The sequence below is a fragment of the Campylobacter avium LMG 24591 genome (genome assembly GCF_002238335.1).
Classification (GTDB): domain Bacteria; phylum Campylobacterota; class Campylobacteria; order Campylobacterales; family Campylobacteraceae; genus Campylobacter_D; species Campylobacter_D avium.
On record NZ_CP022347.1, the window covers coordinates 79,419 to 91,821 of the forward strand.

The following is a 12,403-nucleotide window of genomic DNA, read 5'->3' on the forward strand; positions in this document are numbered from 1 at the left end:
TTTTTGTTACTTTTTATATAATATCCGTTAATTTTTTGTTAAAATATCTGCAAAATGCCAAGTAGGTATTTTAAATTATATTTTAAGGAGACTTATTTATGTCTACTAGAAAAGAACACGATTTCATCGGCGAGTTAGAAATTTCTAACGATGTTTATTATGGTGTGCAAACCTTTAGAGCTGTGGAAAATTTTAATATTTCACATGATAAATTAAAGGATTTTCCGCGTTTTATAAGGGCTTTAGCTAGAGTAAAAAAGGCTGCTGCTATGGCAAATTATGAGCTTAAGTTGCTAGATAAGACTAAGGAAGAAGCTATAGTTAAGGCTTGTGATAAAATTCTAGAAGGCGGATATTACGATCAGTTTGTTGTTGATATGATACAAGGCGGTGCTGGAACTAGCACAAATATGAACGCAAACGAGGTTATAGCTAACATAGCCCTTGAAATTTTAGGACACAAAAAGGGCGAATACCAATACCTGCACCCAAATGACGATGTAAATTTGTCTCAAAGCACAAATGACGCTTATCCTACGGCCATAAGACTTGCTTTGCATGATTATTTAAGTGATTTGGCTAAGGCTATGGAACATCTTAAAAAGTCTTATGAAAAAAAGGCTGATGAGTTTAAAAATGTTTTAAAAATGGGTAGAACTCAGCTTCAAGATGCCGTGCCTATGACATTAGGACGTGAATTTCAAACCTTTGCTGTTATGATTGCAGAGGATATACAAAGAGTTTTAGAAGCTAGAAAGCTTATTTTAGAGATAAATTTGGGAGGCACCGCCATAGGAACGGGCATAAATTCGCACCCTGATTATCCAAAAGTGGTTGAAAAAAAGATTAGAGAAGTAACCGGATATGAATATGTTGTGGCCGAGGATTTGATAGAAGCTACCCAAGATACCGGTGGTTTCGTTCAAGTTAGCGGTGTGCTAAAAAGGGTTGCTGTGAAGCTTTCTAAGGTTTGTAATGACTTAAGATTGTTAAGCTCTGGTCCAAGATGTGGTTTAAATGAAATAAATTTACCAAAAATGCAACCAGGTAGCTCTATAATGCCGGGCAAGGTAAATCCTGTTATCCCAGAGGTTGTAAATCAAGTATGCTTTCAAGTAATTGGCTCTGATGTGACCATTACTATGGCTTGCGAGGGAGGACAGCTACAACTAAATGTCTTTGAGCCTGTGGCTGCTTATAATTTATTTAATTCTGTAATAATGCTTGAAAAGGCCATGTATACTTTAGCTGATAAATGTATAGATGGAATCACTGCAAATGAAAAAGTTTGCTCTGATTTCGTTTATAATTCTGTTGGTATTGTAACAGCCTTAAATCCTTACATAGGCTATGAAAACTCAGCCTCTATAGCAAAAGAAGCTATGCAAACAGGCAAGCCTGTAGCTGATCTTGCACTAGAACGTGGGCTCTTAAGCAAAGAACAAATCGATGAAATTTTAAAGCCTGAAAATATGCTAAACCCTCACTTAGAGGCTAAAAAATAAGGAGAGATTATGGATTATAGTGTTATGGAAATCATCATACAACTTGTCGTATTCTTAGGTGCTATATTCTTGGGAATTCGCTTAGGTGGTATTGGCATTGGCTATGCTGGTGGGCTTGGCGTTGTTGTGCTTGGTATAGTGCTTGGAATGAAACCCGGAAACATACCTTGGGACGTGATTTTAATCATAGCTGCTGCGATTTGTGCTATATCTGCTATGCAACAAGCCGGAGGCCTTGATTATTTAGTAAGGCTTACAGAAAAGCTTTTGCGTGCAAATCCTAAGTATATAAACTATCTTGGACCTTGCTGCTGCTATTGGCTTACTATCTTAGCTGGAACAGGTAATGCGGTATTTTCGCTAATGCCTGTTATTATCGATGTGGCAAAAGCACAAAACATCAAGCCTTCAGTACCTCTTTCGGTTTCTGTCGTGTCATCGCAAATTGGAATTACCGCTTCTCCTGTTTCAGCTGCGGTTGTTTATATGAGCGGTGTTTTAGAGCCACTTGGATGGAATTACCCTACCTTACTTGGAATTTGGCTTATAACTACCATCTTAGCTTGTATGCTAACCTCTCTTATCATAGGACTTTTTACAAATACCCGTCTAGATACAGACCCTGTTTATCAAGCTAGATTAAAGGCTGGGCTTGTAAAGGACGCACAAGAGGTTTTACAAGTTGAGGATAAACCGGGTGCAAAGCTTTCTGTGCTTATATTTTTATTTACAGTTTTGGCGGTTGTGCTTTATGCAACTGCTATTTCAAGTAATGTTGCTTTGATAGAAAATCCTGTTGTAACAAGAGATGCGGCGATTATGAGCTTTTTATTGAGTGCGGCTTGTTTGATTGTGATATTTTGCAAGGTTGATGTTAGCAAGATAACAGATACAAGCGTTTTTAAGGCCGGTATGACTGCTTGCATTTGCGTTTTTGGTGTGGCCTGGCTTGGAAATACCTTTGTAAGTGGTCATGAGCAAGACATTAAAGATGTGGCTGGTGAATGGGTAAAACAAAGCCCTGCTATGCTAGCTGTTGCTTTCTTTTTTGCCTCCATGCTTTTGTATTCTCAGGCCGCAACTGCTAAGGCAATCACGCCTATCATCATATCAGCACTTGGAATTTCAGCTGCAAATCCGGCAGATTCTTACATGCTTGTTGCTTGTTTTGCTGCAGTTTCTGCACTGTTTGTTCTTCCTACTTATCCTACCTTGCTTGGTGCGGTGCAAATGGATGATACAGGCACAACTCGCATAGGCAAATTTATCTTTAATCACGCCTTTTTTCTACCGGGCGTTTTAGCCATAGCCTTAGCTGTTGCTCTAGGCTTTTTAATAGCTCCTTTTGCTCTTTAATATCCGCCTTAATGGCGGATTTGTTAACCTTTTAAGATTACAATTCTCATAAATTTATAAATGGAACATTTATGATAAGGATTTTAATTTTTACTGTTTTATCTTTATTTTTTATTGCTTGCTCAAATCATAGCTCTGATAATCTAATTTACGCAAACGCACTTTTAGCTAACTCTTGTTCTAGAGGTTGTAAATCAAGTATGCTTTCAAGTAATTGGCTCTGATGTGACCATTACTATGGCTTGCGAGGGAGGACAGCTACAACTAAATGTCTTTGAGCCTGTGGCTGCTTATAATTTATTTAATTCTGTAATAATGCTTGAAAAGGCCATGTATACTTTAGCTGATAAATGTATAGACGGAATTAGTGCAAATGAAAAAGTTTGCTCTGATTTCGTTTATAATTCTGCCTGAAAATATGCTAAACCCTCACTTAGAGGCTAAAAAATAAGGAGAGATTATGGATTATAGTGTTATGGAAATCATCATACAACTTGTCGTATTCTTAGGTGCTATATTCTTGGGAATTCGCTTAGGTGGTATTGGCATTGGCTATGCTGGTGGGCTTGGCGTTGTTGTGCTTGGTATAGTGCTTGGAATGAAACCCGGAAACATACCTTGGGACGTGATTTTAATCATAGCTGCTGCGATTTGTGCTATATCTGCTATGCAACAAGCCGGAGGCCTTGATTATTTAGTAAGGCTTACAGAAAAGCTTTTGCGTGCAAATCCTAAGTATATAAACTATCTTGGACCTTGCTGCTGCTATTGGCTTACTATCTTAGCTGGAACAGGTAATGCGGTATTTTCGCTAATGCCTGTTATTATCGATGTGGCAAAAGCACAAAACATCAAGCCTTCAGTACCTCTTTCGGTTTCTGTCGTGTCATCGCAAATTGGAATTACCGCTTCTCCTGTTTCAGCTGCGGTTGTTTATATGAGCGGTGTTTTAGAGCCACTTGGATGGAATTACCCTACCTTACTTGGAATTTGGCTTATAACTACCATCTTAGCTTGCATACTAATCTCTCTTATCATAGGACTTTTTACAAATACCCGTCTAGATACAGACCCTGTTTATCAAGCTAGATTAAAGGCTGGGCTTGTAAAGGACGCACAAGAGGTTTTACAAGTTGAGGATAAACCGGGTGCAAAGCTTTCTGTGCTTATATTTTTATTTACAGTTTTGGCGGTTGTGCTTTATGCAACTGCTATTTCAAGTAATGTTGCCTTGATAGAAAATCCTGTTGTAACAAGAGATGCGGCGATTATGAGCTTTTTATTGAGTGCGGCTTGTTTGATTGTGATATTTTGCAAGGTTGATGTTAGCAAGATAACAGATACAAGCCTTTTTAAGGCCGGTATGACTGCTTGCATTTGCGTTTTTGGTGTGGTCTGGCTTGGAAATACCTTTGTAAGTGGTCATGAGCAAGACATTAAAGATGTGGCTGGTGAATGGGTAAAACAAAGCCCTGCTATGCTAGCTGTTGCTTTCTTTTTTGCCTCCATACTTTTGCATTCTCAGGCCGCAACTGCTAAGGCAATCACGCCTATCATCATATCAGCACTTGGAATTTCAGCTGCAAATCCGGCAGATTCTTACATGCTTGTTGCTTGTTTTGCTGCAGTTTCTGCATTGTGTGTTTTTCCTACTTATCCTACCTTGCTTGGTGCGGTGCAAATGGATGATACAGGCACAACTCGCATAGGCAAATTTATCTTTAATCACGCCTTTTTTTTACCGGGAGTTATGGCTATAGCTATATCTGTGGCTCTTGGCTTTTTAATAGTTCCTTTTGCTCTTTAATATCCGCCTTAATGGCGGATTTGTTAACCTTTTAAGATTACAATTCTCATAAATTTATAAATGGAGCATTTATGATAAGGATTTTAATTTTTACTGTTTTATCTTTATTTTTTATTGCTTGCTCAAATCATAGCTCTGATAATCTAATTTACGCAAACGCACTTTTAGCTAACTCTTGTTCTAATAGCTTTTTAGATAAGGAACAAGAAAAGGTAGAGAATAAAAAAGATGTAATTTATGTTGGTTTAAATGCAGCCTATATAGCTAGGCAGTGCGATGATTTTAATAGAAGTAATTATTTGTTTGATAAGGTTGAGGATTCTTATAAATACGATGTTGACCTTAAAAGTGTGGGTTCAAAAGCCCTAAAAACAGTTGGAACCACGCTGATAAATGATAATATCAGCGATTATGACGGAACCTTGTACGAAAGAATTATGTTAAATGTATACAAGGGCTTAAATTTCATGAGTTTAAACGACTTTGAAAATGCTAGAGTTGAATTTAACAGAGCCCTAAATAGACAAGACAGAGCAAAGGAATATTTCGCAAGCGACATAGCGGCTTTAAGGGCTGAATTTGATAAGAATAAAAAGGACGAAAACTACGGACAAATAAATTCAGGCTTTAATGATATAAGTAAGCAGTACGAGCATTTGTTAAAGGACTTTCAAACGACTAAAAATTTTGTAAATCCTTATGCTACCTATATGAGTGCTTTATTTTTCTTTTTGGATGATGATTATATAAAGGCTGCTGATTTGTTCAAAGAAGTGGCTGTTGTAAATTCTAAGAAAGCAGAGCTTAATGCCCAGCTTAGGGTATTTAACCAATACGCAAACTCAAGTTCTCCTCAAAGGCTTAAAAAATACATCTTTGTGGTATATGAAAATGGGCTTGGTGCCGGGCTTGAGGAGTTTAAATTTAGTATTCCTTATGTGTTTAATGATAACATTGTAAATACCTCTTTTGCCCTGCCGGTTTTAAAGACTAGGTCTTATTCTTATCCTTATTTAATCGCAAATGATCAACAAAGCGTTGAGTTGGTAAATTTTGATAATATCATAGCCACTGAATTTAAGATAAAACTGCCTTTAAAAATTCTAAAGGCAGTAAGTTCTTCCATATCAAAAACTGCTATTAATATGGCAGTGGCAAACAATGACTCAACCGGAGGTTTGCTAAGCCTTGCAACTAGTGTTTTAAATGCTGTTACAACAAATGCAGACCTTAGATACTGGTCAGCCTTGCCTAAGAGTGCTCAGGTTGTAATGCTTGAAAATAAGGGAAGCATAAGCATTGAGCAAAATACGGGAAAGATACTATACACTAATGAAAATTTAGATAAAAATAAAAATGCCTTACTTGTGCTAAGATCCTTTAGTGAGAATTCTCCAAGCAAGGTTTGGCTTATACAAAAATAATAAAGGAAGAGTATGAAACGAATTTTTATGTTTTTCACAGCTTTTGCTGTGCTTTTTGTTTTTAATGCTTGTGCTAGCAAGGCTGTTGATCCTATGCAAGAAAGGATTGAAAAGCATATAGTTTTTGAAGGGCTTAGTAAAGATATAGTTAAAAGTTTTAACTATAGGACAAACTCAAATTCCTTGTTAGAAGTAGAGCTTATCTTACTTAGTAGAAATGACAAAACTATATCTTATGAGATTTCTTGGTTTGATGAGGATGGCTTTAAAATTCAAGGCCCTGCTTATGCTGATAAAAAAGATAAGTTAAAGCTTAAGAAAAATAAGGAATTTGTCGTACAAAGAGTTGCAGCAAATAAAGATGCTGTTAGTTTTAAAATAATACTTAAGAAAGGATAAGATATGAAAAAGATTAAAATTTTAGGTTTAGGTTTAGCTACGGCTTTTCTTTTAAATGCTTGTTCTACCGCTGCGGTTTCATACACAGATGGCAAGGCTACTCAGGAAAAACAAGGAGCAGCTTTAACGCTAGGACTTGATAGAGAGGATTTTGAAAATGCTGCTGATACTATGATACAGTCCATGCTAAGAGATCCAGCCTTTGCTAATATAAGACCGGGACAAAGAAAGGTTATAGCCATAGGTAGGATAGTAAATGATACTCCTCAAAGGATAGACACTGATAGAATGATTTCTAAAATCACCATAGCTCTCAGAAAATCAGGCAAATTCGTGCTAACTACCGCAGTTGCAGCTGGCGGGGCAAAGGATAGTATGAGCCATGATGTAAGATCTTTAAGAGATAATGATGAGTTTAATCAAAACACCATAGCAAAAAAAGGCACACTTGTATCGCCTGATTTCTCACTAGCAGGTAAGATAAGACAAGACACAGTAAAACTACCTAATGGTAAAATTCAAGCTGAATATTTCTTTCACCTAACCGTAACTGATTTAACAAGCGGTTTGGCATATTGGGAAGATGAGCAAACTGTTAGCAAAACAGGTTCTAGTAAATCTGTAACTTGGTAAGGATAAGATATGAAAAAAGCACTTTTTGTTTTTGCTATCTTATCTTGTTTTATGTATGCTGAAACTAACACGAGTGTGAATTTTCAAAAGGAAATAGGCCTATCTTTAAGCACAAAGGATGGTACCTATATAAATGTCTCTGCGGGGCAAGGCAGCGGGCTAAGCAAGGAAGAAGCTACCATAAATGCCTTGCTTGAGGCTATTACCAAGATGAGAGGTTTTAGCACGGCTAATGTAAGAACCGCTTTAGCAAAGCAAAAGCTGCATGTGTTTGATGTTGGTTATAGCTCTACTTTGGATACTCAAATTTACTCCTTAACTAAGGGCAGGATAGATACTTATGAGATAACAAGTGTTGAGATAGATGAGAATGGCAGATATACAGTGTCTGTAAATGCCTATAAAACACTATTTAAAAGAGATGAAAAGCCTACTATAGCCGTTTTTAATGACTCGTATTTTAAAACCTTGGGCGATAATATACTTATAAATTTAAATAATGAGCTTATAAAAAGCGGCAAATTCACTGTTCTTGATAGAAAGAGTGATAAATACTATAAGACAGAAAAAGCCTTAATGCAAAGCGAGGATAGCTCAGGCGAGGACCTATACAAACTTGGAAATGTTATAGGCTCTGATTATATGCTTGTTTTTAACCTAAGAGATATAGGAGCCTCATCATCTAAAAGCTCTAATATAACGGTGCAAAATTCAAGCTTAAAGGGTGATGTTGTGGTTGATTACCGCTTGCTTTTATTTGCCACGAAAGAAATTAAAGCAGCAGATAGCCTCATCCTTAGCATTTCTGTAAAGGAAGATGATGTTAAAAGCAATGAAGAGGCTAGCAAAAAGATAGCTAATGCCATTTCTGCCGAGCTTATTTCCAAGCTATATCCTTTGTATGTGGCCATGGCTAGCGATAAAGAGGTTGTTTTTGAAGCAGAGTTAAAAAAGGGTGATGTTTATCTGTGCGAGGGAAGCACCAACTCAAAAGTGCAGATACTAAGCTCATCAAAAAATACTTCAAGTGCAAAGATACTTGAAGGCCAGCCAAGGCTAGCTGATGTGTGCCGTCTTGAAAACGATAAAGGCAAGGAAGCAAATTATAAGCTAGGCGAGGGCGGCGGCGTAAATTTAGGCTTTTGATTTTTAAGGCCCTTAAATGGGCTTTAAAAATTTCAAAATATTTTTATCTAAAGAACACGGTAAAATTCACGAAAATTTTAAAATAAAAGTCAAAATATACTTATCTATCTTTTGCGTATGAGTAAATTTAATATAAAATTTAAGTAAATTTCACTATAATCTAGGCTTTTATCAAAGCCATTAAAGCTTATAAATCCCTCGTGGTGCTTTGTGGTAACTTACCAAGAAAGGTTAAAGATGTATGCTATTTTTAAACATAGCGGCAAACAGTATAAAGTAAGCGTTGGCGATGAGCTAAAGCTTGATCGTTTGCAAGCTGAAGTAAAGTCTAGCATAGAAGTAAGCGAAGTGCTTGCTGTGAATGACAAGGACTTAAAGGTAGGTGCACCTTTTGTAGCTGGTGCAAAGGTTGTCTTAGAGGTTTTAGCACACTCTAAAGATAAGAAAGTGATTATTTACAAGAAAAGGCGTAGAAAAGATTCTAAGCTTAAAAGAGGCTTTAGAAGACAAGTAACTCGCGTAAGAGTAAGTGATATAAAGGCTTAAGGAGATAAAATGGCACACAAAAAAGGTCAAGGTTCAACTCAAAACAACAGAGATTCCATAGGTCGCCGCTTAGGCGTTAAGAAATTCGGCGGTGAATTTGTAAGAGCTGGAAATATCATAATCCGCCAAAGAGGCACTGCCACTCATTTGGGAAACAATGTAGGCATGGGCAAAGACCATACTATATTTGCTCTAATTGATGGATTTGTTAAATTTGAAAGAAAGGATAAAAACAGAAAAAAAGTTTCTGTTTATCCTGCGTAATTTACTCTTTAAAGCCTGCCTCGGTGGGCTTTGATTTTTATTCTTTTACTTTTAAAGCTTGTTTTTTCTTAATTTTATTTTAGTGTTTTTAAAATATTTTCTTTAGTATGCTACTTATAAGTGAGATTATTATATCTTTCTTAAGCTCTTTTTTCAAAGGATAAAAGAGTTTTTGAAAAGAGTGTTTTTAAGTCTTCTTGACTGTAAGCACTAGCTATTTTCTTTTTTTCTCTTATCTTTTCTAGGCTTTCTTTGCTTATGTTTGGGTTGTTTTGTATGATACTTTTTAGTTCAGGAAATTCTCTAAGCAGTTTTTCTTTCTCCTCGTCTTTTTCGCCCTTTTTTATGTCCTTTACCCCTATTTGCTTAGAATTTTCTTGTATGCCTTCAAAGGCATTTGTAGAGCTTTGTTTGGCAAAGGCATTATAAATTTCATAAATAGACTTGCCCTCAAAAAAAGGAGTTATGGTATTGTTAGGGTCTATTATCATAGCCTTTATTTTGCCCATATCCTTTACTTCCTCTAAAGCCCAGTTTTTATAGCCCTCTTCATCACTTTGTCCTTGTGCAGCATATTCTAGCCTGGTAATTTTGCCGTCTAAATTTTTATCGCTTATTATAGCTTGATTTAAGAGCTCTTCAAGGCTTAATGCCTTATCTTTTATTTCGCTTTGCATGTAGCCCTGCGTTTTTGTAACCTCTCTTAGCACAACAGTAGGTGCGTCTTTTAACTCTCTTAAATCTTGATTTTCGTTGAAATCTTTTACAGAATTTCTTAAAAGCTTAAATTCATTGCCTTCTATCTTGCCGTCTCTGTTTAAATCAGCCTTTAAAAAATTCCTATTTATACTTATGTCCTTATACCAAGAATCAACAAAAGAGGCCGCAGATCCACTCAAGCCTATCACACCCCTGCCCAAATCTATAAAATTTGTTTCAGCAAAGTTAGATTTTAAAAGTTCTAGGCTTTGTTTGTTAAGTTTTAAAGAAAGTTCTTTTTCATCACTAAAGAATTTAACAAGGGTGTTTTCGCCATAGCTGTTTTCGTTTTTATCTAGGCTAAAATCCTCTTTTTGTCTTATCTTAAGCTCTGAAGATTCAGCTCTAAAAACAGCTTCATTTTGCGTTCTGTAAAAACTACTAGCAGCTATGACAAGCATATTTTAGCTCTTGCAAACAGGCTCTCCGCCTACTGTTATATAAGGTATAGCGTAACATTTATATTTGTCATTCCACATATACTGAGGTTTGCAAGAATTTGGTTTTATTAGATTTTGCAATGAACATTTATATGGATTGTCTTCGTATGTATGTGTGTACGCAAAAGAATTTGCAACAAAAGAAAACAAAACAAAAACCAACAAAAGGCTTTTTTTCATAATGACTCCTTAAAAAATATGTCACATATAATTCTAACATAGTTTTTATTTTTTATACAAAGAAATAAATATTTTTTTTAATGCCTGTGTAAAATGAGAAAATAGCCCTAAAGGGGCTATGTTTAAAGATTTTTCGAGATAACTTCGAATTCTTTTTCGCTTTTTTTATCCTCTTTTAGCAAGCTTACTATGATTATAGTTAGCGTAGCACATAAAAAGCCCGGAACTATCTCATATATGTGGAAATTTAAAGCATCCGCTAAAACATTTTTATAAAGCACAACCATAACAGCACCAACAATCATACCGCTGATTGCACCAGCCCTGCTCATCCTAGACCAAAATAAAGATATGAGCATAACAGGACCAAATGCCGAGCCAAAACCAGCCCAAGCGTAAGCTACTATGCTTAAAACGCTAGAATTTTTATCGGTCGAAATCAAAAAGGCCACAACAGCAACAAGTAAAACGCCAAATCTTCCAAGCCTCATAACTGTTTGAGATTCAGCTTCTTTGTTGAAAATTCTTTTGTAAAAGTCCTCAGCTATTGTAGAACTAGATACTAAAAGCTGAGATGAGGCAGTTGACATAATGGCCGCCAAGATAGCAGATAGCAAGATACCTGTTATCCAAGGATTAAATAAAAGTTGCGACATAACTATAAAGATTTTTTCAGGGTCTTGCAAGGAAAGCTCAAATTTATTAGCATAAGCAACGCCTAAAATTCCTATGAAGCAAGCACCTATAAGTGAAATCACCATCCAAGAAATGCCCACAAAGGTAGCTGTTGGTATGTCTTTAGTCGAGCGTATGGACATAAAACGTATGACTATGTGAGGTTGCCCAAAATATCCAAGCCCCCAAGCAAGCGCTGAAATAACGGCTAATAAAGATATATTTGAAGTCATTGCAAGTCTATCGCTTGTTTTAAGCTCTATGCTTGCAAAGGCCGATAAAATGCTATTTATCTGAGCCACATCCGCTTGATTCAGTGCATTTTCAAGCTTAGTTGCTATGTCTTTAAAGAAGATAAATTTGCTTGTATCGCCGTCAAATAATTCCACGATTTCTTTATAATTTGCCAAAGTGCTTAAGTCTTGATTGTTTGTGTTTATATCCTTTATGCTTAAGGATTTATCTTGAGTTTTTCTTAAATTGCTAGCAAAGGCTTCAAGTTCAGCTTTTACACCATTTAAGTCTTGAGTTAGCTTAGTGCTTAGCTCTGGAATTTGCTTTTGAAATTCTACCAACTCTTTTTTCGCCTCATCTGAATTTGATACATACTTGTAAGTCTCATCCAAGCCGCCTATATGATAAAGCATAACAATAGGTACAGTAATTAAGGCTAGCATCATCAAAAGCCCTTGTATCATATCTGTCCAGCACACAGCCTTGTATCCGCCCAAATATGTATAAATAACTATGATCAAAGTTCCTGTTGTAAGCGCATAAGAGTATTCTATGCCAAATGTGGCTTCAAAAAGCTTTGCACCAGCCACAAGTCCTGATGAAACATAAAAGGTAAAAAACACCAAGATAACCAAGGCACACACCACACGTAACACATGCTTATCATCTTGAAATCTTGACTCAAAATAATCAGGTATGGTTATGCACTCTTTTACCTTGCCTGTGTAAAGTCTTAGTCTTTTTGCTACTAAGCTCCAATTTAGCAAAGCACCTATGCTAAGACCTATGGCTATGTAGCTTTCTACCAAGCCGCTTACATAAAGGGCACCTGGCAAACCCATTAAAAGCCAACCGCTCATATCAGAAGCCCCCGCACTTAGTGCCGATATAACAGGCCCTAAAGAGCGGTTACCCAAGAAATAATCCTCTGTGTTTTTATTTTTCTTGTAAAAATAAAAACCTATGTATAGCATTAAAGCCGAGTATGCCACAAAGGTTATGGCAATTTCAGTGCTTATTACAACTTGTTCCATT

Annotated in this window: 12 protein-coding genes and 3 pseudogenes; 11 read left to right on the forward strand and 4 right to left on the reverse strand. The window is 36.4% G+C overall.

Features of this window, described 5'->3' with window-relative positions; all coding sequences use genetic code 11:
• The first annotated feature begins 98 nt into the window (after nucleotides 1-98).
• The 11 genes and pseudogenes from aspA (CAV_RS00430) to rpmA all read left to right on the forward strand — a co-directional run bounded on the left by aspA (CAV_RS00430) (nucleotide 99) and on the right by rpmA (nucleotide 9,080).
• Nucleotides 99-1,505, forward strand: coding sequence for an aspartate ammonia-lyase (gene aspA, locus CAV_RS00430; protein WP_094324552.1), 1,407 nt, complete (start codon nucleotides 99-101; stop codon nucleotides 1,503-1,505).
• Between the two features lie 24 nt (nucleotides 1,506-1,529).
• On the forward strand, nucleotides 1,530-2,861 hold the full coding sequence (locus tag CAV_RS00435; RefSeq protein WP_390088821.1) for an anaerobic C4-dicarboxylate transporter: 1,332 nt from the start codon (nucleotides 1,530-1,532) through the stop codon (nucleotides 2,859-2,861).
• A 71-nt stretch (nucleotides 2,862-2,932) separates the two neighbouring features.
• Nucleotides 2,933-3,085 (forward strand): hypothetical protein, encoded by a 153-nt coding sequence (locus tag CAV_RS08850; protein WP_157676297.1) that lies wholly within the window; start codon nucleotides 2,933-2,935, stop codon nucleotides 3,083-3,085.
• A pseudogene (aspA, locus tag CAV_RS00440) lies at nucleotides 3,036-3,269 on the forward strand (aspartate ammonia-lyase); the annotation flags it as partial. The gene CAV_RS08850 and the pseudogene aspA (CAV_RS00440), both read left to right, overlap by 50 nt.
• A 67-nt stretch (nucleotides 3,270-3,336) precedes the next feature.
• A complete protein-coding gene (locus CAV_RS00445) occupies nucleotides 3,337-4,668 on the forward strand; it encodes an anaerobic C4-dicarboxylate transporter (RefSeq protein ID WP_425426155.1) in 1,332 nt (443 codons plus the stop codon).
• A gap of 71 nt (nucleotides 4,669-4,739) precedes the next feature.
• On the forward strand, nucleotides 4,740-6,092 hold the full coding sequence (locus CAV_RS00450) for a COG3014 family protein (RefSeq protein ID WP_094324556.1): 1,353 nt from the start codon (nucleotides 4,740-4,742) through the stop codon (nucleotides 6,090-6,092).
• A gap of 12 nt (nucleotides 6,093-6,104) precedes the next feature.
• On the forward strand, nucleotides 6,105-6,491 hold the full coding sequence (locus CAV_RS00455; RefSeq protein ID WP_094324557.1) for a DUF1425 domain-containing protein: 387 nt from the start codon (nucleotides 6,105-6,107) through the stop codon (nucleotides 6,489-6,491).
• Between the two features lie 3 nt (nucleotides 6,492-6,494).
• Nucleotides 6,495-7,124, forward strand: a complete 630-nt coding sequence (lpoB, locus tag CAV_RS00460; RefSeq protein ID WP_094324558.1) for a penicillin-binding protein activator LpoB — start codon at nucleotides 6,495-6,497, stop codon at nucleotides 7,122-7,124.
• 9 nt (nucleotides 7,125-7,133) lie between these two features.
• Entirely contained in the window at nucleotides 7,134-8,270 is a 1,137-nt protein-coding gene (locus tag CAV_RS00465; RefSeq protein ID WP_094324559.1) for a hypothetical protein, read from the forward strand.
• A gap of 237 nt (nucleotides 8,271-8,507) precedes the next feature.
• Nucleotides 8,508-8,816: a 50S ribosomal protein L21 gene (gene rplU, locus CAV_RS00470; protein WP_094324560.1), complete on the forward strand. Its 309-nt coding sequence runs from the start codon at nucleotides 8,508-8,510 to the stop codon at nucleotides 8,814-8,816.
• 9 nt (nucleotides 8,817-8,825) lie between these two features.
• A complete protein-coding gene (rpmA, locus tag CAV_RS00475) occupies nucleotides 8,826-9,080 on the forward strand; it encodes a 50S ribosomal protein L27 (protein ID WP_094324561.1) in 255 nt (84 codons plus the stop codon).
• 140 nt (nucleotides 9,081-9,220) lie between these two features.
• Here rpmA and CAV_RS09015 read toward each other — a convergent pair whose 3' ends face one another.
• The 4 genes and pseudogenes from CAV_RS09015 to CAV_RS09270 all read right to left on the reverse strand — a co-directional run.
• Nucleotides 9,221-10,240, reverse strand: a complete 1,020-nt coding sequence (locus CAV_RS09015) for a hypothetical protein (protein ID WP_186821773.1) — start codon at nucleotides 10,238-10,240, stop codon at nucleotides 9,221-9,223.
• 3 nt (nucleotides 10,241-10,243) lie between these two features.
• A complete protein-coding gene (locus CAV_RS00485; protein ID WP_094324562.1) occupies nucleotides 10,244-10,459 on the reverse strand; it encodes a hypothetical protein in 216 nt (71 codons plus the stop codon).
• A gap of 122 nt (nucleotides 10,460-10,581) precedes the next feature.
• A pseudogene (locus tag CAV_RS09265) lies at nucleotides 10,582-11,409 on the reverse strand (sodium:solute symporter family transporter); the annotation flags it as partial.
• A gap of 327 nt (nucleotides 11,410-11,736) precedes the next feature.
• Nucleotides 11,737-12,402, reverse strand: a pseudogene (locus CAV_RS09270) (sodium:solute symporter family transporter); the annotation flags it as partial.
• Nucleotide 12,403 lies beyond the last annotated feature (1 nt).

Coding starts and splice junctions, on each gene's coding strand:
- CAV_RS08850 (WP_157676297.1), top strand. CDS start 2,933: ATGATAAGGATTTTAATTTTTACTGTTTTATCTTTATTTTTTATTGCT.
- CAV_RS00465 (WP_094324559.1), top strand. CDS start 7,134: ATGAAAAAAGCACTTTTTGTTTTTGCTATCTTATCTTGTTTTATGTAT.
- aspA (WP_094324552.1), top strand. CDS start 99: ATGTCTACTAGAAAAGAACACGATTTCATCGGCGAGTTAGAAATTTCT.
- CAV_RS09015 (WP_186821773.1), bottom strand. CDS start 10,240: ATGCTTGTCATAGCTGCTAGTAGTTTTTACAGAACGCAAAATGAAGCT.
- lpoB (WP_094324558.1), top strand. CDS start 6,495: ATGAAAAAGATTAAAATTTTAGGTTTAGGTTTAGCTACGGCTTTTCTT.
- CAV_RS00450 (WP_094324556.1), top strand. CDS start 4,740: ATGATAAGGATTTTAATTTTTACTGTTTTATCTTTATTTTTTATTGCT.
- CAV_RS00435 (WP_390088821.1), top strand. CDS start 1,530: ATGGAAATCATCATACAACTTGTCGTATTCTTAGGTGCTATATTCTTG.
- rplU (WP_094324560.1), top strand. CDS start 8,508: ATGTATGCTATTTTTAAACATAGCGGCAAACAGTATAAAGTAAGCGTT.
- rpmA (WP_094324561.1), top strand. CDS start 8,826: ATGGCACACAAAAAAGGTCAAGGTTCAACTCAAAACAACAGAGATTCC.
- CAV_RS00455 (WP_094324557.1), top strand. CDS start 6,105: ATGAAACGAATTTTTATGTTTTTCACAGCTTTTGCTGTGCTTTTTGTT.
- CAV_RS00445 (WP_425426155.1), top strand. CDS start 3,337: ATGGAAATCATCATACAACTTGTCGTATTCTTAGGTGCTATATTCTTG.
- CAV_RS00485 (WP_094324562.1), bottom strand. CDS start 10,459: ATGAAAAAAAGCCTTTTGTTGGTTTTTGTTTTGTTTTCTTTTGTTGCA.